Source organism: Spirosoma fluminis, from assembly GCF_054778895.1.
This window is the reverse complement of record NZ_BAAGZD010000004.1, coordinates 859,638-879,936: the sequence shown is the minus strand read 5'-3', so window position 1 is coordinate 879,936 and position 20,299 is coordinate 859,638. Positions and strand designations below refer to the sequence as shown.

General features: G+C 52.1%; 17 protein-coding genes and 1 tRNA gene. 3 read left to right on the top strand and 15 right to left on the bottom strand.

Annotated elements, in window-relative coordinates; translation table 11 throughout:
- Nucleotides 1–11 precede the first annotated feature (11 nt).
- A tRNA-Met gene (locus tag ACYVBJ_RS09365) sits at nt 12–85 on the top strand.
- Between the two features lie 450 nt (nt 86–535).
- Here the strand turns inward: ACYVBJ_RS09365 and ACYVBJ_RS09360 are convergent.
- The 3 genes from ACYVBJ_RS09360 to ACYVBJ_RS09350 form a co-directional block, all read right to left on the bottom strand.
- Complete coding sequence (locus tag ACYVBJ_RS09360; RefSeq protein WP_460982024.1) at nt 536–2,134, bottom strand: Na+/H+ antiporter; 1,599 nt, start codon at nt 2,132–2,134, stop codon at nt 536–538.
- 173 nt (nt 2,135–2,307) lie between these two features.
- A complete protein-coding gene (gene dnaJ / locus ACYVBJ_RS09355; RefSeq protein WP_460982023.1) occupies nt 2,308–3,471 on the bottom strand; it encodes a molecular chaperone DnaJ in 1,164 nt (387 codons plus the stop codon).
- 114 nt (nt 3,472–3,585) lie between these two features.
- Nucleotides 3,586–4,194 (bottom strand): nucleotide exchange factor GrpE, encoded by a 609-nt coding sequence (locus ACYVBJ_RS09350; RefSeq protein WP_460982022.1) that lies wholly within the window; start codon nt 4,192–4,194, stop codon nt 3,586–3,588.
- Between the two features lie 196 nt (nt 4,195–4,390).
- Here ACYVBJ_RS09350 and queG point away from each other — a divergent pair, with 196 nt between their 5' ends.
- Nucleotides 4,391–5,335, top strand: coding sequence for a tRNA epoxyqueuosine(34) reductase QueG (gene queG / locus ACYVBJ_RS09345; protein ID WP_460982021.1), 945 nt, complete (start codon nt 4,391–4,393; stop codon nt 5,333–5,335).
- Between the two features lie 147 nt (nt 5,336–5,482).
- A complete protein-coding gene (locus ACYVBJ_RS09340) occupies nt 5,483–6,178 on the top strand; it encodes a TetR/AcrR family transcriptional regulator (protein ID WP_460982020.1) in 696 nt (231 codons plus the stop codon).
- Here ACYVBJ_RS09340 and kynU read toward each other — a convergent pair.
- The 12 genes from kynU to ACYVBJ_RS09280 form a co-directional block, all read right to left on the bottom strand.
- Nucleotides 6,155–7,432, bottom strand: coding sequence for a kynureninase (gene kynU, locus ACYVBJ_RS09335; RefSeq protein ID WP_460982019.1), 1,278 nt, complete (start codon nt 7,430–7,432; stop codon nt 6,155–6,157). The genes ACYVBJ_RS09340 and kynU overlap by 24 nt on opposite strands.
- Before the next feature lie 167 nt (nt 7,433–7,599).
- Nucleotides 7,600–7,962, bottom strand: a complete 363-nt coding sequence (locus ACYVBJ_RS09330) for a heavy-metal-associated domain-containing protein (RefSeq protein ID WP_460982018.1) — start codon at nt 7,960–7,962, stop codon at nt 7,600–7,602.
- A 58-nt stretch (nt 7,963–8,020) separates the two neighbouring features.
- Entirely contained in the window at nt 8,021–9,490 is a 1,470-nt protein-coding gene (locus tag ACYVBJ_RS09325; RefSeq protein ID WP_460982017.1) for a hypothetical protein, read from the bottom strand.
- 59 nt (nt 9,491–9,549) lie between these two features.
- Nucleotides 9,550–9,897, bottom strand: coding sequence for a four-helix bundle copper-binding protein (locus ACYVBJ_RS09320; RefSeq protein WP_460982016.1), 348 nt, complete (start codon nt 9,895–9,897; stop codon nt 9,550–9,552).
- A gap of 256 nt (nt 9,898–10,153) precedes the next feature.
- Nucleotides 10,154–11,239: an AI-2E family transporter gene (locus ACYVBJ_RS09315; protein WP_460982015.1), complete on the bottom strand. Its 1,086-nt coding sequence runs from the start codon at nt 11,237–11,239 to the stop codon at nt 10,154–10,156.
- A gap of 281 nt (nt 11,240–11,520) precedes the next feature.
- A complete protein-coding gene (locus tag ACYVBJ_RS09310) occupies nt 11,521–13,749 on the bottom strand; it encodes a xanthine dehydrogenase family protein molybdopterin-binding subunit (protein WP_460982014.1) in 2,229 nt (742 codons plus the stop codon).
- Nucleotides 13,750–13,789: 40 nt separating this feature from the next.
- Nucleotides 13,790–14,773: an FAD binding domain-containing protein gene (locus ACYVBJ_RS09305; RefSeq protein ID WP_460982013.1), complete on the bottom strand. Its 984-nt coding sequence runs from the start codon at nt 14,771–14,773 to the stop codon at nt 13,790–13,792.
- Entirely contained in the window at nt 14,770–15,387 is a 618-nt protein-coding gene (locus tag ACYVBJ_RS09300) for a (2Fe-2S)-binding protein (protein WP_460982012.1), read from the bottom strand. Before ACYVBJ_RS09300 ends, ACYVBJ_RS09305 begins: the two co-directional genes overlap by 4 nt.
- A gap of 259 nt (nt 15,388–15,646) precedes the next feature.
- Nucleotides 15,647–16,825 carry an alpha/beta hydrolase-fold protein gene (locus tag ACYVBJ_RS09295; RefSeq protein WP_460982011.1) on the bottom strand — a complete coding sequence of 393 codons (1,179 nt, stop codon included), beginning with the start codon at nt 16,823–16,825 and terminating at the stop codon, nt 15,647–15,649.
- A 121-nt stretch (nt 16,826–16,946) separates the two neighbouring features.
- Nucleotides 16,947–17,516 (bottom strand): AraC family transcriptional regulator, encoded by a 570-nt coding sequence (locus ACYVBJ_RS09290; RefSeq protein WP_460982010.1) that lies wholly within the window; start codon nt 17,514–17,516, stop codon nt 16,947–16,949.
- The gene (locus ACYVBJ_RS09285) at nt 17,516–19,687 is read right to left on the bottom strand and encodes a TonB-dependent receptor (protein ID WP_460982134.1); all 2,172 of its coding nucleotides are present in this window, start codon (nt 19,685–19,687) and stop codon (nt 17,516–17,518) included. The genes ACYVBJ_RS09290 and ACYVBJ_RS09285 overlap by 1 nt, the downstream gene beginning before the upstream one ends.
- A 138-nt stretch (nt 19,688–19,825) precedes the next feature.
- Nucleotides 19,826–20,275 carry an HYC_CC_PP family protein gene (locus ACYVBJ_RS09280; protein ID WP_460982009.1) on the bottom strand — a complete coding sequence of 150 codons (450 nt, stop codon included), beginning with the start codon at nt 20,273–20,275 and terminating at the stop codon, nt 19,826–19,828.
- Nucleotides 20,276–20,299 lie beyond the last annotated feature (24 nt).

The window sequence follows — 20,299 nt, the reverse complement described above, 5'->3', positions numbered from 1 at the left end:
GGCATCAAACCGGCGGGGTAGCTCAGATGGTTAGAGCGTAGGATTCATAACCCTAAGGTCGGCAGTTCGATCCTGCTCCCCGCTACTTTTAAACGCTTAGCATCTGGCAAATCAGCTTGTTAAGCGTTTTTTATTTGTTGCGTTTATACTGGCTCTTGCTTCATAGGCATACAGCGTTTTTGATACGTTCGGGCAGGAGCCACCCGCTACACTTCAATTGGCCAACACGCAGTGTGTAAGGCCTATTACACAAAAAAGACCGGCTGCAGAGCAACCGGCCTTTCGCACACATAACTTTTTTACTCAATAGGGTGGCAATTTACGAAAAAATAAGGCGCGTAAAACTAGTCTAGTACACGCCTTATTTTTTGGTTACCATATACAGCTCTTAGCCTTACTTTTTCAACGGCGGCTTACGTCGATGTCTCCACTTATCTGCATATAGTCAACTAGCTGAGTACTTGCTAAGACATTTACCTGTTTATTTATTGCCGGGACAACCTCAGACACGGTAAAACACTCGGACTCCGTAATTTCAATGAATTGGATGATCGATCTTTTCTTCCTCCAGATCAATCCTGGCTTCTTCTTTCCTGATCACATCATCGTCAAACTCCTGTTTGGTACGTAGCTTATGAAGTTCCCGGCGTTTGACCGCTGAAATCTCCACAAGGATTCGGTTGTACTCCCTAACCTGCTCCTCGTTACACGCCAACGAGTCCAGATGTTGCGTGGTTAAATACACTTCGCTTTCGATTCGATTTTTCAGATTACCAACCAGTTCGTTGTTAAGCGCCTGCAACGAGTACGTTTCGTTTAACTGGTTTAGGGCGGCCTGCATAAGTTTCAGACGAATCATTGACTCCTGTTCATCTTCGGGAATACGCTGTTCGAGGTCCTGATACTTAATCCATCGGATTAGCAGCGGCAACGTCAGCCCCTGAAACACCAGCGTAACCAGAATGACAACGAACGTGATAAACAGGATCAGGTTCCGGTGGGGAAACGGTTCACCATTCTGTAGGGCTAGGGGAACAGACAATGCCGAAGCTAACGAAACTACCCCACGCATCCCCGCCCAACCAAGTATAATAGGGCCCCGCAGACCGGGGTTACGCTGGGCAACGGTGATATATCGGCCAATGAATCGGGTGAAGATCGACGCACATACCGCAAATACCAGCCGCGTAACAATGACGACCAAGGTGATCAGGAGCGCGTATCCAATAGCTTCTGTCTTTGAATAATCGCCCAGACCGTTGATGATTACGGGTAACTCAAGCCCGATCAGGATGAAAACCAACCCGTTCAAGGCAAAAATAACGGTAGACCACATGCCCGCCCCCTGAATTCGTGAACTATGATTCAGAATGACATGGCTTTGATTGGATAAAAACAGTCCTCCGCTGACAACCGCCATCACGCCCGAATAGTCAAACTCCTCGGCCGCCAGGTACATGATGTACGGTGCCAGAAAAGTCAGCAAAATGCTGATGCGCGTAGACGTTGGCAGCCATCGGTGAATGCAGTAGAACACACCCCCTACGAGCAGGCCGATAACGATGCCCATAAACGTAACCATCACAAAATCAGTGGCGGCCTTTTGCCAGACAAAGGAGCCGGACAACACAGTCGCCAGGGCAAACCGAAACACCACTAAGCTCGAGGCATCGTTGACTAAGCTTTCGCCTTCCAGAATGCTGGTCGTCGCTTTTGAAACCTTAACATTTCTCAGGACAGACGTAGCCGCGACGGCATCGGGTGGCGAGATAATACCACCCAGCAAAAAACCAAGTGCCAGTGTAAAGCCAGGGATATACGTGCTCGACATATACGCTACAGCAAAGGCCGTAATTATGACTAAGCCAAAAGCCAGCACGATGATAATCCGTCGCCAGCGCCAGAACTCTTTCCACGATGTGTACCAGGCGGCTTCATACAGCAAAGGCGGGAGAAAAATCAAGAAAATCAGGTCTGGATCAACTTTAATCAACGGAATACCCGGAATAAAGCTGAGAACCAATCCGGCGATTACTAAAAAAATAGGTACCGGGATACGTAACCGTTGCCCTATCATAACGAATAATGATACAGCCAGCAACAGGGATAAACATAGAAATAGTGTTTGGTGCATACAGTTACAAAGTGATGTAGGAGACGCAGCGCAAATCGGGCCAACAGCCACTGCAAATAATCAATCGATACGCTAGCGTGCATATCAGCCTGAAAATTAAGAACCAGCCGCTTAAAATACGAAAAGCCCCGATTCAATATGAACGAGGCTTTCCCTTTTCTATCTATCAGCTATCAACCGTGAAAGAAGTCTTTCATCTTGTCGAAAAATCCTTTTTCATTCTTATTCGGCTTGGGCTGGAAGTTAGGCGAGTTGCGCAGCTTCTCAAGTATTGAACGTTCCTCAGCCGACAAGACCTTCGGTGTCCACACGTTGACGTGAACCAGCTCGTCACCCCGACCATAGCCGTTTAATTCTTTGATGCCTTTACCCTTTAGCCGCAAAATTTTGCCGCTCTGCGTACCCGGCTCAAGCGTGATACGTGCCTTTCCGTCAATCGTTGGCACTTCAACACTCGTGCCGATAGCCGCATCGACAAAGTTTACGTACAGATCAAACACGACGTTGTTGCCGTCGCGCTTGAGGTCGGCGTCTTCTTCCTCTTCAACAACAATGAGCAGATCACCGGCCACACCACCGCGGGGTGGTACGTTTCCTTTACCGCCCACCGACAGTTGGATGCCTTCGGCTACACCGGCCGGAATCTTGATTGGAATCACGTCTTCCTGCAAAACGCGTCCCTCACCAAAACAAACGTCGCACCGGTCCGTTACCAGCTTGCCTTCTCCGTTACAGGTCGGGCACGTACTGGTCGACACCATCTGGCCCAGCATGGTGTTGACTACTTTACGGGTCTGGCCAGTACCACTACAGGTCGAGCACGTCTGTACGGACGTACCATTTTTAGAGCCATTGCCGCCACAGGTGGTACAGGCGACATGCCGTTTCACTTTTATTTTCTTCTCTACGCCGTTAGCGACCTCCTGCAGGTTCAGTTTCAGCTTAATGCGCAGGTCAGAGCCGCGCCGTACGCGCTGGCGTTGCCCGCCACCGTTGGCCCCGCGGAAGAAACTCCCGAACGGAGAGTCGTCGCCGAATACATCGCCGAACTGGCTGAAAATGTCTTCCATACTCGGACCACCTGGCCCGTAGCCACCGCTGGCTGCTCCTCCCATACCAGCATGGCCGAACTGATCGTAACGCGCCTTCTTCTGTGGGTCGTTCAGGACATCATAAGCCTCGGCCGCTTCCTTGAATTTCTCTTCGGCGGTCGGGTCATCGGGGTTTTTATCCGGGTGGTACTTGATGGCCATCTTGCGATAGGCCTTTTTCAAGTCATCCGGCGAGACGTTTTTATCAACGCCCAGTATTTCGTAATAATCGCGCTTGGTTGCCATATCTTAAAGAGTGAAAGAATGAACGAGTGGAAGAGCGTGCCCTGCATGGCATTCACTTCTCCACTCATTCGCTCCGCTTCGGCGACGGTCCGCCGTTGCGGTTCGATTTCACTGTTAACTGCCTACAATAACTTTTGCAAACCGGATCACCTTGTCATTGAGGTAGTATCCTTTTTCAACTTCATCAATAACCTTACCCTTCAGATCGTCGCTCGGCGCGGGGAACTGCGTAACGGATTCGTGCAGATCAGCGTTAAACGGCTCTCCTTTCGACGTCATCGGCTTCAGACCTTTGCCTTCGAGGGTTTTAAACAGTTTGGTATAAATCAACGCAACCCCTTCTTTGAGGGCTGCTACGTCCTCTGCCTGCTCCATTGACTGCATGGCCCGCTCGAAGTCATCGACTACCGGAATAAGTGCCTGAAGCAACCCTTCGTTGGCATTGCTGATCAACTCCAGCTTTTCCTTAGCCGTGCGCCGACGAAAATTTTCGAAATCGGCATACAGGCGCAGGTATTTGTCTTTTAGTTCGGCAAGTTCACGGTTGGCTGTATCTTGGGTTGGCGCAGGTTCCGCTTCGAGGGGTACGTCATTGTCGGCCGCCGAAGCCGTCGATTCGTCCGATGTGCCACCGTTGACAGTCACAGCTTCGTCAGTGGTCAGGTTGTCAGGTTGTTGGGTATCCGTAGACGGTTGATCGTCCAAAATGTCTTTATTTTCCATTGATGAGTTCCTATTTCTCTTCCAGAAATTCATAGGCAAAGATGGGCAAAAGCTCGGCCAAAACCGCATTTTCTGCCAAGTTGACACATTTTCGCTACTTGAATTAGTTACATTCGTACCGGGTACAGGATTTAAAAGGCAGGTAAAATCGTTCTTATCTGGACAAACTAACTGATCTGGATCTCAATTTTAGTTTATGCACGCATCAGCCAGCCGATACGCCCAGCTCATTAAAGCTAAAGCTACTGAATTAGGCTTCGACTTTTGCGGCATTGCGAAGGCCGACTTTCTGGACGAAGAAGCGCCCCGGCTGGAATCCTGGCTTAAAAACGGCATGCACGGCCAGATGAATTACATGGCCAATCACTTCGACAAGCGGCTCGATCCGCGTCTGCTGGTCGATGATGCCAAATCCGTGGTGACGATGTTGCTCAACTACTACCCTACTCAGCCGTTGCCCGAAGGCGATGCCGACTATAAGCTGTCGAAATACGCGTATGGCGAGGATTATCATTTTGTCATTAAAGATAAGCTGAAAGAGCTGCTGGCTTATATCCACGAAGCAATTGGTGAGGTTGGCGGCCGGGCGTTCGTCGATTCGGCTCCAGTTATGGACAAAGCCTGGGCGAAACGAGCCGGTTTGGGCTGGGTCGGCAAGCATACGAACTTAATTAACCGCCAGATTGGCTCCTTTTTCTTCATTGGCGAACTGATTCTGGATTTGGAACTCGAGCCCGACGGCCCCATCACGGATTATTGCGGCACCTGTACCCGCTGCCTGGATGCCTGCCCAACGGAAGCTATTGTGGCTCCATACGTAGTGGATGGCAGTAAATGCATCTCGTATTATACTATCGAATTAAAGGAAGCCATTCCCGAAGAAGTGCAGGGCAAATTTGAGAACTGGATTTTCGGCTGCGATATCTGCCAGAATGTATGTCCGTGGAATCGGTTCGCCCGCCCTCACCAAACACCCGCTTTTGAACCTCACCCCGACCTGGCTTCGTTTACGCAAAACGACTGGCAGGAGATCACGCACGATGTGTTTAGCGAGGTGTTTCGGCGCTCGGCGGTGAAGCGCACAAAACTGGAGGGATTGAAACGTAATGTTTCATTTTTACTAACTGGTGAATCGCATTAAGATACAGGCAGTTGATTGCTTTTTTGCCGGTTGCTACGCTGCCAATACGTATCTGTCAGTAATTTCTTTAGTCGGTAAGCTGTCATAAAGCTGTGCTTTTATGGTTACATATGAACTACTACACCTTGCGAATTGTCGTTACCCAGTATGCAGCGAAACCGCGCCGAAACCGAACAGCGGCTCATTAGGGCCGTTGGCCAGATTATCTCAACAGAAGGGTATGATCAGATCGGGATCAATCGAATTGCCAGTCGATCGGGGGTTAACAAGATCCTGATCTACCGTTATTTCGGGGGCCTGGAAGGCCTGCTCGATGCGTATACCCGGCAGATTAACCCACCGACAGACGTTATCCCGATCGACATTGAACAACTGCGTACCGAACCGCTGGAGAAAGTTCTTGAAACGTGCTGTGAATACCTGCTGGCCGAATATAAAAAGTTCCGCCACGATCAACAGGCTCAGGAGTTTTTCAGAGCGGAACTGTTAGGCATGAATGTGCCGACCAGCCCTTATACCATCGAGAAAGAGCAGCAATTCCGCCTGCTGATCCGGCAGATCAGCGAGCTGATTCAGACTTCCTACGGCCTGGCTTATGTTACCTTTATCCATAGTGCCATGGTTATGCTCTCTCTGTTGAGTCAGCAAAAGAAAGCCCCCATTGGCTTTGATCTGACCGATGACGAAAACTGGGCACAAATTGAAACCGTTGTCCGGCAACTTTTTCGCGGGGCTTATCTTCAGCTAAATGAGCGGGAGAACCGCAGGCAGAAAACTAAACCCAAAGAAGAGGCTATGCTTGCGCTGGATGGACAGGCATCAGACGGGCTGGGCAAAAAATAAGCGTATTGCCTGCCCCACTCGCCACACTTCTTCGAACGTATTATACAGGGGAGTGGGTGCCAGACGAATGCAGTCGGGCTCGCGCCAGTCGCCGATTATGCCCTGCTCAGTTAAGTACGTAAACAAGGCCTTTCCATTTTTCCGGACTAGTAACGACAGCTGACAGCCCCGTTGGTTGGGGTCGTCGGGCGTCAGGAGCTGTATTTCGCTGAATGGTGTCAGCAGGGACTCCAAAAATCCGGTTAGCTGCTCGCTTTTTTGCCGAAGTCTGGTCAGTCCGGCTTCAGCCGTTATGGCGATGGCGGCCCGATGCACGGCCAGGGCCATGATATTGGGCGTGCTTAGTTGCCATCCATCGGCACCCGGAGCCGCCAGAAAGCCCGATTGCATGGCAAATCGTTTGTCTTCCCGATAGCCCCACCAGCCAGCCAGCCGAGGCAGATTCTGGTCATGATGTTTCTGGTGAACGAAAACGCCGGAAACCGCGCCAGGTCCACTGTTCAGGTATTTATAGGAACACCAGGTGGCAAAATCAACGCCCCAATCATGCAGCCGCAGGGGCACGTTACCGATCGCATGCGCCAGATCAAACCCAATTGGAATGCAATGCCGCTGAGCCGTTTCGGCAAGGGCAGCCATGTTATAAACCTGCCCGGTGTAATAATTCAGCCCACTCATCCAGATAACGGCCAGCGAATCAGCGTGCTCGGTAATAGCGGCCTGAATATCAGTTGTATGAATAAGTCCGGAACCGTCCGAACGAGGCTCAATCTCAATCAGTACGTCGGCAGGTGCTAGGTTGTGGTGTTTTACATGGGTTTCCAAGGCGTACTGATCTGAGGGAAAGTCGCCTTTTATAGTGAGTATTTTGTAGCGGGTGGCTGTGGGCCGATAGAACGACGCAAGAAGCAGGTGCATGTTCACCGTCAGGGCATTCATGGGACACACTTCGGCCGGGTCGGCACCCAAAATCTGAGCCAGCGCGTCTTTGCAGGTGTTATGGTAGCCTAACCACGTGTGTTCAGCACCTTCGGGCGACTCAAACCAGCCTTCAACGCCCAGATTTTGCCAGGTAGCCAGCTCCTGCTCCATCGAGGTTCGGGCGGCTTTGGGCTGTAACCCAAGCGAGTTGCCGCACAGGTAGATCAAGGGCTTACCGGCGCGGTGCGGAATGAAAAAGCGGTCGCGAAAGTGACGTAACGGATCGCCCTGATCAAGTTGCTGGGCAAAGGCAAGAGAATTTTCAACTATCATAGGCGTAAAGCTACTTATTCGGACATTTCCTCCCTACCCTTACGCTAATTCATTCCATCAATAAACCGTAGCCTGGTTTCCAGGCCGGGTGATCCATGTCCGTTAACTAAACAGGCGAGTCCGCAGGTGCGGACTCGCCTGTTTAGGGTGTCAAGAAAGGTTGCTTACTACTGGTTTCCCATACCGCCTTTTTTGCAGCAGGATGGCAGCTTCGCATAACCAGCCGGATCAGCGGTTACTTCTTCGGCGTCGTAACCCGTTTTGCTGATGTTCGCTTTCAACTTCGCTACGTCAGTTTTTGCGGGATTATATTTTACGGTAACTACTTTGCTTTTTACGTCGAGATCAGCCTCTTTCACGCCTTTCTCGAACGACAGATTCCGTTCAATCCGGGATTTGCACATACCGCAAACGGCGGATGTCTTGATCTTTACTTCTTTCTCTTTGTCGTCGCGGATGGAACCACCAGCAAAAGCATTAGCCAGGACAATTAGTGAGGTAAGAGCAGTTAGAAACAGGTTGCGCAACATAGTTTGGTTGGACTTGCCTCTCCGGCAAGCAGGAGTATGGTGTATGAATAACGAGTTTTTAATGGGAATGGTGCCCGTTCATGCCTTTCTTCATGCTGCTCATCGTCATCAGAGAAGGAGACAGACGCAGGTAAATTTGGCCAGAAACTGGCATTTTTCCATAAAATGTCTGCAAGGTTTTATCAGGCAAGCTGCCCGTAAGCTGCGCTCCCAGTACAAGATCGGTGTTACGTTGTTGGGCCAGCCGGTAATTCATGCCAAGCGTCAGGTTATTTATTGTCAGCACTTTACTATCTGGCTCAATTTGCCCCTGCAGAGCTAGTTCCTCAACTGATTTCCCTAGATTCTCATAGCGGCCGTAGACAGCCACCCGGTTCATCTGTAGGCTGCTTTCGGCTAAGATCGAGCCTTCGTTCTCGCCGTGATGACTGTTTTGGCCCCACACCACTGCCGATGTTATGTAACTGCCGGGGCCTATTCCTTTGCTATGCAAAATGGATGCCGTTGTGCGCGTAACATTTTCATTCGGATGCGCTTCTTCGGGGCTGTGCAGGAATCCCTGCGAAAATTGAAGTGCCAGCGAAGGCGACGGATTCACGGATACCCGATAGGAATAACTGTCGAACTTGGGCGCATCAAAGTTATAGCGATTTTCGTCCGGCTCACGGCCTTTGAACGTGGAGCCTTCAAGCTTTACCCATTTATACCGAACTCCAACCGTAGCCACGCCAAACAGTATATGCGTAGCGTCCTGCCAGTGATGCCCTAAAGGCGCGTCAGGGTTATTGAAGGCCGAAATCCGATGCATAAAGGCAGGCGGACCTAAAGCGGGTTCGCCGGGGTACCCCACGTAGCCGAACACATCAACGTCTTTGCTAACCGCGTGGCTGTAGCTTACCGACAGTTCAGAGACGAAATCGTGCGGGTGTTGTTTATCGATGAGCGGTTGTCCTTTGTAGGTTTCGCCGGTCTGAAACAGCAGCGGATACCCCCCATTACTCACGGTCAGCGGATCGAGCGAAACCATGGCCCGTACCTGGAACAGGCCCCGTTGCCCCACCTTACGCTGAGCCATACCCATAAACCAGTTTGGGGCTCCGAACTGCTGAGCCCGCCCACGCCCTGAAGCATTTAGCCCGTTCTGGCTGGTATACCGCAGATAGATCGCGTAGTGCAGCATATAACTCCATCCTTTCGCCGACGGGTGGCTCATATACGCATACATGGGCGTATTGTCAGGGTGCCACGACGTACCAGACCCGTTTCGATTCATGGGCAAATACCGCGACAGCGAATGCGTCATGCCCATAGCCGTATCCATGGTGAGTCCGTAATTGGGCATACGGTCCATAGCAGCAGGCGGGTTAGTATCCAGCTGGTGACCCGCATGATTCATGGGTTTGGTACTATCCGCCTTCGAATTGTTGGTCGAGTGGTTGGGTGGAGGCATCATCATGCCTTCGTGATGGTGCTGACCAGACACGGTCGTGCCAAGACTGCTCAGCAGAATAAAGATAAACTTGTTCATCAGGTGTTGTTTTAAAAAACGGGATGATTTGCCGTGTGGTAAATCATCCCGGCCCTACGTTAGGCATTAGCTGACATGTGCCGACATTCTTCGGCGCATTTGCGGCAGGCTTCGGCGCAGGCTTTACAATGGGCGTGGTGATCGGCGTGTTTCTCGCACTCTTCGGCGCAGGCTTCGCATACTTCGGCACACAGCGCCATAAAATCCCGCATAAACTCGGACCCTCGGGCTTCCAACCGGCCACAGAGCGTACAGATGTCAGCACAGTCGCGGCACAGCCGTATGCACTCGGTCATGTCGTGGTGCCGACTATCTTCGTCGTGCATCATGATACAGGCGGTTGCACAGCGTTCGCACGCTTCGGCGCATTCAAAACATGTATCCGTGTGTGAGGTTGAGTTTTCCATGAACGTAAATCGGTTAGCGTTTTTGGACCACTATTAGTCTGACAAAATAACCGACTACGGCGTATTCAGTTTTTATATAATTCCGGACTGGCTGTACAACATATCAGTTAGCGCAGCTTATTACGCCCCAAAAGCCATAAAGCTGTGCCAGAAGATGGCCAACGTAGCTTTCTATACGTAACAGTTTGGATCAGTAGCTATCCGCTTTAACCCAAGGCTTTCCGAATATGACCAGGCAACTCCGTCTGTTCGCTGTTTATGAAGTACCAAACATCGCTTTGAGTTTATCAACCAAACCCAAAGATTTCTTCTGTTCTTCCTGCCCAATTAAATACCCGTAAGGTTTTAAGGGTTCTACGTGATCACAGATGATTTTGACAACACCCAGCGCCGGTAAAGCCAGAATCATACCCGGAATGCCCCAGACAGCCTCACCTATCACAATCACCAGTATTGTAAATAATGGATTAACACTTACTTGTGATCCAACAATCAGCGGTTCAAGTAAGTACGTCTGCGTAAATTGAACGATGCCGTAGACAATGACGATACCCAAAATCAACTGACTGTCGCCCCCTTGTGCCAGGGATACAAGAATGGTAAACAAAGAGCCGGACAAATTGCCCACGAAAGGGATTAACTCGAGCAAGCCACACAGAATCGCTAAGAATATAGCGTGCTTTACCCCAACAATGCTGAACCCAATTCCGTATAAGACCCATAACATACCCGTCATCGTAAACGTCCCGATCAAGTAGCGCTGCGTGATCTGACTGCTTTCATCGATTACTTTATGCGTTTCGCCTTGTTGACTGGCCGGAACCAGACGTAGCAGAAAGTTTTTTATTCGTCTGCGAAGGAACAGAAACAGGAATGTGTAGACAAGAACCAGCACAAGATCGACCGTTATGCCCAGTAACGAATCCATTACGTTTAACACAATCCCGGGCAGTTGAGCCGCACTGGACGACTGTTTTTGCATATACGCCTTTTGTTGCTCTGCCCCTATGCCAAATTTCTGGCTAACGAACTGCCGGGCCTGATCGATAAACGTAGTCACTCGCTGCTCAATACCAGCCAGGTCACGGGTAAGGTCAGCGGATTGCCATGCCAGCAACAATATGATCCCGCCAACGGCCACAACGAAGCAGCACACACAGATAAAAGATGCCAACGGTCGGCTTACTCCCCTTCTTTCAAGACGAGTACTTAATGGCAGAAACAGCGTCGCCAGCAAGCCGCCAATGGCTAGTGGAACCAGCACAACTTTGGCAAAGTAAAGGCCACCGAACAGAAGAAACAGAAAAATGAAAAAACGGGTCGGGTTTGTAAGTGCCTGCATGAGACGAGTGTATGATGGTGAATAACTGCACACCCAGCGATTTAATCAATATACCGACTAAGCCGTTGCCAGGTGCACCTTCATACACTCAACTTTAATTTTAGAAAATTGATAGTGGATGGCCATTAGTTTGGCCGGAAGAATCAGTAACCAAAGCCGCTCTTAGTGCGAATGATAATTAGAAAGGCTCACACCGTGGGCTATCCACAACGTGAGCCTTTTCCCCTATTAACGCATTGAATTAGAGACACTCCACATTCACACTGCCTACTGGTTACAGTTTACACCAGCACTTTATCTACGGTGATGGGCAGTTCGTGGTGGCGCTTGCCGGTGGCGTGGTAAATAGCGTTGGCAATGGCCGACACCGTGCCGACAATGCCGATTTCACCGATGCCTTTTACCCCCGCCGGATTCACGATATCGTCATCTTCCTCAATAAAAAAGCCGTCTACTGCATGGATGTCAGCATTGACCGGTACGTGGTACTCGGCCAGGTTGGGATTCATAACCCGGTTGGTACGCGGGTCAATCAGGGCTTTTTCGTGCAGGGCCATGCTCAGCGCCCAGATCATACCGCCCCGCACCTGGCTGAGCGCCGTTTTAGCGTTGATAATACGTCCGGCCGCGAAGGCCCCCTGTAGCTGCGTTACCCGCACCTCGCCCAGCGCTTCATCGACCCGCACCTCGGCAAACACCGCCCCAAATGCAAACATTGAGTACTTCTCTTTTTCATCACCCTGCTTCGACTGCACCGTGGCTTCGATGGGTTTCGAGCCGTTGCGTTTCAGCAAACTCACGAACGATTCGCCTATTTTCGGGTTCGTTCGCTGCTGAAGCCGCCCGTTTTCGGCGACAATTTCGGCCTCAGCCAGGTTGTAAAGCGGGGACTTTTTGTCTTTAAAAGCCATTTCCCGCGCCTTGTTGAGTACTTCACGTGCGGCCTGGGTCACGGCGGAACCAGTACTGGCCGTACTACGCGACCCGCCCGATACGCTCGCTTCCGGAAAACGACTGTCGCCCGCGCTGAGTGTGACCAGATCAGGCGACAGGCCCAGGATTTCAGCGGCAATCTGGTTCACAATCGTGTAAGTACCCGTACCGATGTCCTGCGTGCCGGTTTCGACCTGTACCTTTCCATCGGGCAGCAGCCGCACCGTGGCCGACGCATCACCCCGGTTCATGGGGTACGTAGTGGTCGCCATCCCCATCCCAATCAGGTGATTACCGTCGCGCATACTCCGGGGCTGCGCCGAGCGTTTTGACCAGCCAAAGCGTTCGGCCCCCTGCTGATAACAGGTCCGCAGACTCTTGCTCGAAAACGGCAGATTCTTATTGGGGTCGATTTCGGCATAATTCTTCAGCCGAAATTCAAGCGGGTCCATCTTCGCCTGTTCGGCCAGTTCGTCCATAGCGCATTCCAATGCAAACACGCCGGGTGCTTCGCCGGGGGCGCGCATGGGCGAAGGCGTTCCAATATTAGCTTTGATGAAGCGGTGCGTTGTCTCCTGATTGGCGCAGGCATACAGCATGCGGGTAACTGTGCCCGCCGGTTCGGCAAAATCGTCGAAATCCGATGTCTGCGAAATGGTGTCGTGGCGTGATGCGGTCAGCTTCCCGGCCTGGTCAGTGGCAAATGTGAGCTTCTGTATGGTGGCCGACCGCGATCCCACCATGCCGAACATGTGTTCGCGTTTCAGCACCAGTTTCACAGGACGGTTCACCAACCGGGCGGCCATCGGGGCCAGCATCACCTGCGACCACGTAGCGCCTTTACTGCCAAATCCGCCCCCCAGATACTGTGTAATTACCCGAACATTCTCTTTGGGCATTCCGAATAACCCGGCAATACGTTTTTGACAGCCCGAAATGCCCTGAGTCGCATTGTGTAGCGTCAGTTTACCGTCGGCTTCCCACTGAGCCACCAGCGCATGCGGCTCCAGTGCATTATGGAATTGGGTAGGCGTTACGTACGTCTGCTCCAGACGACTGGTAGCGGAGGCTAGTCCGCTTTTGTAATCACCTCGTATTGTATCTACCTGATCATCAACGCGGGGAAGTCGTTCCGGACGGTCTATTTTGTCCTGATTAGCGGGCAGTGGTGGCTTCACCGTCTGCGTATCGTAGGTTACCTTGATCCGCTCCGCGCCTTCTACGGCTCCCTCGTAGGTTTCGGCCAACACCATCGCAATGGGCTGATTGTTGTAATGCACGAGGTTATCCTGAAACAGGTTCATCACCCGGTCGGTGGCCGTTTCAGAGGGTTTGTTTTTATCGAGCCCGTCCGGTTTCGGCGCATTTTCGTTCGACATGACTGCCACGACGCCGGGCACTTTCATGGTCTCGGAGGTATCCAATTTACGGATGCGGCCATTGGCGATGGTGCTCATCACCAGTACCCCATGCACCAGCTTATCTTTTTTAAAATCAGCCGAGTAACGCGCCTGACCCGTTACTTTCTGCTTCCCTTCAATGCGATCGAGGGGCTCACCAATCAGTTTTTTTGCCATAACGTGAAGTTGCTTAGTGTGCGTGGCAGTACGTACCGGCTCAGCCCGGCCGACTAACCGTCTGCAAAGCACGGACAATGGTATTCTCGGCCAGCTTGATTTTGAACGCGTTGTGTTCGTGGGGTTTAGCACCGGCTATAAGTTGCTGGGTAGCCGCCCGAAAGGTCGTTTCATTAGCCGGTTTGCCAACCAGTTGCTTTTCCACATCAGGTACGCGCCAGGGTTTATGGGCCACCCCACCCAGCGCGATGCGAGCGTCGCGGATGGTACCGTTTTCAACCGCCAGCCGCGTCGCCACCGACACCAGCGCAAACGCGTAGGAAGCGCGATCACGAACTTTCAGGTAATGCGAATTACCCGCCTGTTTTGGCGTCGGCAAGTCAATGGCAACAATCAGTTCATCAGGCTCCAGCACCGTATCCCGCTGGGGTGTATCGCCCGGCAGTCGGTGAAAGTCAATGACCGGGATGGAGCGGGTGCCATTAGGACCAATAATCTGCACCACCGCGTCAAGCGCACTCAAAGCTACGTTCATATCGCTGGGATTGGTGGCGATGCACTGCTCACTAGCTCCCAGAATGGCGTGGATGCGGTTTTGCCCGCCAAGAGCCCCGCAGCCCGAGCCCGGCTGGCGTTTGTTGCAGGGTTGGCTGGTGTCGTAGAAATAATAACAGCGGGTTCGCTGCATCAGGTTACCGCCCATTGTCGCTACGTTGCGGAGTTGCTGCGACGCTCCCGCCAGCAGCGCCTGTGACAAAAGCGGAAACTGTTTCTTAACGAGTTCATTGGCCGCTACGTCGCTGTTGCGCGCCAGAGCGCCGATGCGTAGTCCGGTAATTGTGGTTTCAATCTGCGCCATTTGCAGGCGACTGATATCGACCAGCGTATCCGGACTTTCAATGCCGTATTTCATCAGATCGACCAGGTTAGTACCGCCCGCGATAAAGCGGGAACCCGGTTTCTCGGCGATGAGCCGCAGCGCATCGGCCGGTTGAGTTGTTTGCACGTAGTCAAATGATTTCATCCCGGCGTTCCTCCTTTCTGTACGGCTTCTATGGCATCGACAATGCCTTCGTAGGCTCCGCACCGACAGATATTACCGCTCATCCACTCCCGAATTTCCCCCGGCGAATTGGCGTGACCTTCTTTAATGACAGCAACGCCCGACATAATCTGACCGGGCGTACAAAAACCGCACTGAAAGCCGTCGTGCTTAATGAAAGCGGTCTGTAGCGGATGTAGGTTCTCGCCCTGCGCTAGTCCTTCAATGGTGGTTATCTCCTGTTCCTGGTGCATAATCGCCAGCAACAGACAGGCATTTGCCGTCCGGCCGTCAACGTGCACCGTGCAGGCCCCGCACTGGCCGTGGTCGCAGCCTTTCTTGGATCCGGTCAGGTCGAGCCGTTCGCGCAGCACATCGAGGAGCGTTTCGCGGGGTTCCACATCCAGTTTGTACGTTTTGCGGTTGATTCGCAGCGTAATCGATCGTTTACTAACCATATTCGCATCGGAAGGAATTGCGGAACTCGCAGGAGCAGCCAGGGGCGGCATTAGAAGCAGCCCGGCTAATGCAGATGACTGCTTAATAAACCAACGCCGGTTTGAGCCGTCTATCAGGTAAACCTCTTTTTCTGTCATAAAAAACGGAGTCTACGTCTAGTAACTAACTCTACAGAAAAAGGTGTTCAAAATTTGATTGAATATGATTTCAACCCTGGTCAAATTCTACAAATCATTCCTGTAGACTAACCGCACCAATTCGCTTCACCCAGTAAGCTATGGGCATTTGAATAACTACGGCGCTGACTACAATTCTCCTTTTTGGGAAGGTTGTAGTCAGCGTCGTAGTCATCGAGCCAATCCGGAAACGTAGTAATGGAGAAAGGGCTGCTTTACGTTATCTGAAAAGCAGGGGCGCAAATTCGCGTAAGCACCGGCGCCAGGTGTGCCATTCGTGAAACGTACCGGGCGACTCGTAATACGTCGACGTAATGCCTATGTCAGCCAGTTTTTTGCGCGTGTCGGCGGCCATCGTAACGAACGGTTTCTCTTCGCTGCCCGCCCCGAACCAGACGAGTTTAACCTTTTTGTTGAACGTACCGGCATCCGCAAAAACCCCGTTGAAGGCTGTTTTGGGCTCGGCCAGGATGTTGCCAAAAATGGCTCCGCTGAAAAATCCGTAGTGGGAGAACAAATCCAGGTGATTCATTCCGATCAGCATTGTTTGCAGCCCGCCCATCGACAGGCCCGCCATCGCTCGATTCTCCCGCCCCGGCAGCGTTCGATACGCTGATTCTATAGTGGGGATAATTTCCTTCAGGTACACTTGTTCGAGCGTGGCCGCGCGTTTCGTCATGTCGCCTGGGCTGTTTGTGGTAGGCGAGGTTTCCCCTTTGGCCTGCGCATAGCCGTTGTCCATCACGACAATCATCGGCGTGGCTTTCTTCTCCGCAATCAGATTATCGAGAATGGCGCTCATGTGCCCCTGCAACGACCAGCCCCGTTCGTTTTCGCCCGCACCGTGCAAAAGATAAAGAATTGGATACCGTTTTTTGGGATTGGCGTCGTACCCAGGTGGGGTATATACATACGCCCGTCGCCATTTATCGGTGATCTTGGAGTGATACCAATGCTCCCGTACCGAGCCGTGCGGTACGTCTTTGAGCACGAAAAAGTCTTCGTTGGGAACAGGTATTTCGATGCCGCTGGTGGGTCGGCCGTACCCAAAATAAGCTTCGCTACCTGGATCGTTGACCCGAACGCCGTCAACAGTAAACCAGTAGTAATGAAAACCAGGGCCAGCCGAGGTAATCGTTCCATTCCAGTTACCTTCTGCGTCTTTCACCAGGTTTAGGGGCTCCTTCTGGAATCCATCACCGCCCTGCACCTGAACTTTGTTTGCTTCGGGTGCTTTCAGGCGAACACTAACCCGGCTATCACCGGCAAGTTTAGGGTACTCAGCTCCCGGTATATTGGAATCCGCCGGGCGAAATCCGCCCTCGGATGACTGCGCCCAACTTTGTGCAGCCACTAAACAAACGAGGAGCAGACGGAGCGTAAAGATGCATTTTCTCATAAAGTAACTCGGTTACGTTGGTCAGCGAGCGATTGGTAATCGTGACAAACCTGACATGGTCAACCGCGCTTACCAAAGTGACAGTAACCGGCCATTTACTCAAACCGCGTCTTAACGTCAGCTACAGGGAGTCCAAAGGTTTCCGGTCGACATGGGTGGCTTTCCGGAACTGGCCCGGCGTCTGGCCCGTCACCTGCCGAAACTGATTCGATAAGTGCTGTACACTGCTGTAGCCTAGCCGCCAGGCAATCTCGCTCAGTGTCTGCTCATCATAGCGAAGCCATTCTTTTACCTTCTCAATTTTAAGGGCGATACAGTACTTTTCAACGGTCTGCCCTTCGTGGGTGGAGAATAAACCGCTCAGGTACGAGTATTCGTAGCCAAGCTTGCGCTCCAGGAAAGTCGAGTAATTTTCGGTTGGCAACCGCTCGCCTTTGAGGTGTTGAATTTCGTTGATGAGGAGAATTTTCATGTGCTCGACCAGCGACCGTTTTCGTTCTTCAACCAGCTCAAAGCCATTGGCCTGCAACCGCTGCCGAATCTCATTCAGGTTTATATCAGACTGCAGACCGGTTACCTCAACTTCACCTAGCTCCACCCGGCCGACGGTTAATCCAAGCGCGTTCAGTTCCTCACGTACTACCCGTTTGCAGCGGTCGCAAACCATGTTCCGAATTGTTAGCGTCGTCATCAGTTTAGTGGTTTAAATCGAAAGCCTACATACACCATCCGGCCCGTAATTGGCCCCCACACCCGCGCCCCCGCGTCGAAGCTCGCACTGAACGGGTCGTTGGCAGAAACGATCGGATTCAGCTGGCGAAAGCCCGTCAGGTTTTCACCACCCAGGTAAATTTCAAACCCGCTCCGGAAGGCACGGCTCACCTGCGCGTTGAGGTTGTAGAAGCCGGGAGCATACTCAGTCGGCATGTTCTGGTAACTGGTGTGCACGTAGCCCGGCTGCTGGTATGGAATCCGCCGGGGGCCATTCCATTGCAGCGTAGCGTCAAACTTCCACTTGTCGAACGGCAGCGCATACCCGGCGTTGAGCAGTACCCGATCGCGGCTAACCATCATCTTCGGCAGCAATCGTTCCTCCTGAAAGGGGCCGCCCATGCTCTGCTGTACATCATACAACCGATACGCGGCCTTTACCTCGAACCGCTTAGCCGGCTGCACGTTGAGTTCGGCCTGGAAGCTATTGGCATACGACCGCCCCTTCAGGTTATAGAAATTGAGTTCCTGCGGGTGTTCGAGGTCAACGATCAGCTGATTCTGAAAGTCGGTTCTGTGGTAATCCAGTACGAGGGATGCCTTCTTCCCGAATACAGTAAACTCATTGGTCAGGCTTATGCCATAGTTCCAGGAGACTTCGGGACGTAACGATTCCTGCAGGACGACGGATCGGGAGCTGACCAGATAGCCAAAGTTTTCGGCGAACGGATTCGGAACCCGGAAACCGCGGCCGGCCGATGCCCGCAGGGCCACGTTCGTGCTCAGGTTGTATTTGGCGTGCAGCCGCGGTGTAAACTGCGTACCATAGAGGTTATGAAAATCCACCCGTCCGCCCGCCACCAGCGTCAGTTTGTCGGGATACATGTATGTGTATTCGGCAAAAACACCCGGCACGGATTCGGTTCTGGCCATTCGAATAGCCCGGTACCGCTCCCGATAATCGTCCAGCAGATAGCTTATTCCCGTTTTGAATGTATGGTTCGTATTGTCGATAATGCTCTGGTAAATCAGATTGGCGTACAGCGTCTGCTGCTGACCTTCGTAAGGCGCAAAGCCAAAACGGGCGTCCTGTTGATGATGCACCCCGTTGATGATGAGCCCGAGACCTTTGTAAGGCTTTTCGGGATACAGCTTTGCCGTTTTTGAAAAGAACTCCAGCCGCTTTGTGGTATTCAGAAAGGCATAGCGTGCATCGCCGAAGCGCGACAGTTGTCCCCCATCGCGGTCTTCGTATAAAGCTTTAATGCCAAACTGAGCCATTAAGCGGTCGCTGCTGTACTTATAGCGATTAACGGCATTCACCTGCGTATACAGGGGCAAGTCGCGGAACCCATCGCCGTTCTGGTCAATTTCCGAACGTAACGTACTGGCGTGGCCCAGTACACCCATGCTCCATTTCCTGCTGAGGGTTTTCGACCAGTTAGCGTTGCCTTCTACCCGTCCGAAGCTGTTTATGTAGCCATTCAGAAACAGCTTCGTAGCCTCGTCCGGCTTTTGCAATTCAACGTTCATCTGACCGCTCATGCCTTCGTAACCGTTCACGACCGAACCGGCTCCTTTGCCGATGTCAATGCTCGTGATCCAGGTGCCGGGAATGTAATTCAGCCCGAAAGCCGAAGCCAGCCCGCGAACGGTTGGGATATTCTCAACGTTGGTTTGCACGTATTGTCCGCCCAGACCAAGAAACTGGATCTGCCGGGCTCCCGTAACCGCATCGCTGTACGATACGCTGACCGATGCGTTCGTCTCAAAACTCTCCGATAGGTTGCAGCAGGCCGCTTTCGCCAGCGTTCGCTGCGTAATAAATTCGGTCTGGATTGGATTGATCCGGTCGATCTGACCCGGTGCGCCGGACACCGTAACTTCCCGGAGGGTTTGTTCGGCGCGTAATGTAATCGTAAGAGCCCCGACGTTAGCGACGGCCAGTGTGTCGGTCCGGTAACCGACGTAACTAACGACCAGGTGCGTTGCCGCTGTCCGGCGCTGAAGTTGAAAATGCCCAGCGGAGTCCGTAACCGTACCAACAGACGTACCTGCCCACTGTACCGTTGCGCCGACGAGCGGAACGCGCTGACCATTGGCCATTTCGCCGACGGTCCCGTGAATATTGGTTGAATCGGATTGAGCCATCCCCGAAAGGCTAGTGCCTGCCGTAACGGTTAGGATGGCAATCCATTGATAGATGAATTGCATACGATCATGGATTGATGAAAAGTAGAGAACAGGCCGGTATCAAAAGACACCGGCTTCTTAGCATCAATCAATGAATCAAATAAGCAGGCTACGATCGAACGTAATGATGTCACGCCCGGACTGGGAAGGAGGAGACGGAGCAGTCGTCAGCGCAGAGGATTGCTTGTCGAACACCCAGCCGACGAGCCAGGTCAGCATCGTAACGGCACTGGTGATAACCGCTTCAGCAACGGTTTTAACGAACTTAGCAACCAGCTGACTCAGCGACGAAGAAACGTCGACATTTTCGAACTGGTGATCGTCCTGGCAGCACTCGGTCTTTTTAAAAACGATGCGCTCATCCAAATGAGACTGCTGATCAGCGGAACAACCTTTTGGCGACTTAACCTCGCTAAAGGCCACAATCATCGTTTTCTTCTTGCCGCGCATGTGGCACGAGTGTTCAACCAGCCCAAACCCCGTACTGCTCAGCAGTACGATGCAGGCCATAAAGAGGTTGAACAAACGGAAAAGTGCGCGTTTCATAGTGGTGCAAATATCCGGATCAGG

What these genes read in the sequence shown, in the direction of transcription:
- ACYVBJ_RS09360 (WP_460982024.1), bottom strand. Translation starts at nt 2,134, where the DNA reads ATGCACCAAACACTATTTCTATGTTTATCCCTGTTGCTGGCTGTATCA.
- dnaJ (WP_460982023.1), bottom strand. Translation starts at nt 3,471, where the DNA reads ATGGCAACCAAGCGCGATTATTACGAAATACTGGGCGTTGATAAAAAC.
- ACYVBJ_RS09350 (WP_460982022.1), bottom strand. Translation starts at nt 4,194, where the DNA reads ATGGAAAATAAAGACATTTTGGACGATCAACCGTCTACGGATACCCAA.
- queG (WP_460982021.1), top strand. Translation starts at nt 4,391, where the DNA reads ATGCACGCATCAGCCAGCCGATACGCCCAGCTCATTAAAGCTAAAGCT.
- ACYVBJ_RS09340 (WP_460982020.1), top strand. Translation starts at nt 5,483, where the DNA reads ATGCAGCGAAACCGCGCCGAAACCGAACAGCGGCTCATTAGGGCCGTT.
- kynU (WP_460982019.1), bottom strand. Translation starts at nt 7,432, where the DNA reads ATGATAGTTGAAAATTCTCTTGCCTTTGCCCAGCAACTTGATCAGGGC.
- ACYVBJ_RS09330 (WP_460982018.1), bottom strand. Translation starts at nt 7,962, where the DNA reads ATGTTGCGCAACCTGTTTCTAACTGCTCTTACCTCACTAATTGTCCTG.
- ACYVBJ_RS09325 (WP_460982017.1), bottom strand. Translation starts at nt 9,490, where the DNA reads ATGAACAAGTTTATCTTTATTCTGCTGAGCAGTCTTGGCACGACCGTG.
- ACYVBJ_RS09320 (WP_460982016.1), bottom strand. Translation starts at nt 9,897, where the DNA reads ATGGAAAACTCAACCTCACACACGGATACATGTTTTGAATGCGCCGAA.
- ACYVBJ_RS09315 (WP_460982015.1), bottom strand. Translation starts at nt 11,239, where the DNA reads ATGCAGGCACTTACAAACCCGACCCGTTTTTTCATTTTTCTGTTTCTT.
- ACYVBJ_RS09310 (WP_460982014.1), bottom strand. Translation starts at nt 13,749, where the DNA reads ATGGCAAAAAAACTGATTGGTGAGCCCCTCGATCGCATTGAAGGGAAG.
- ACYVBJ_RS09305 (WP_460982013.1), bottom strand. Translation starts at nt 14,773, where the DNA reads ATGAAATCATTTGACTACGTGCAAACAACTCAACCGGCCGATGCGCTG.
- ACYVBJ_RS09300 (WP_460982012.1), bottom strand. Translation starts at nt 15,387, where the DNA reads ATGACAGAAAAAGAGGTTTACCTGATAGACGGCTCAAACCGGCGTTGG.
- ACYVBJ_RS09295 (WP_460982011.1), bottom strand. Translation starts at nt 16,825, where the DNA reads ATGAGAAAATGCATCTTTACGCTCCGTCTGCTCCTCGTTTGTTTAGTG.
- ACYVBJ_RS09290 (WP_460982010.1), bottom strand. Translation starts at nt 17,516, where the DNA reads ATGACGACGCTAACAATTCGGAACATGGTTTGCGACCGCTGCAAACGG.
- ACYVBJ_RS09285 (WP_460982134.1), bottom strand. Translation starts at nt 19,687, where the DNA reads ATGGCTCAATCCGATTCAACCAATATTCACGGGACCGTCGGCGAAATG.
- ACYVBJ_RS09280 (WP_460982009.1), bottom strand. Translation starts at nt 20,275, where the DNA reads ATGAAACGCGCACTTTTCCGTTTGTTCAACCTCTTTATGGCCTGCATC.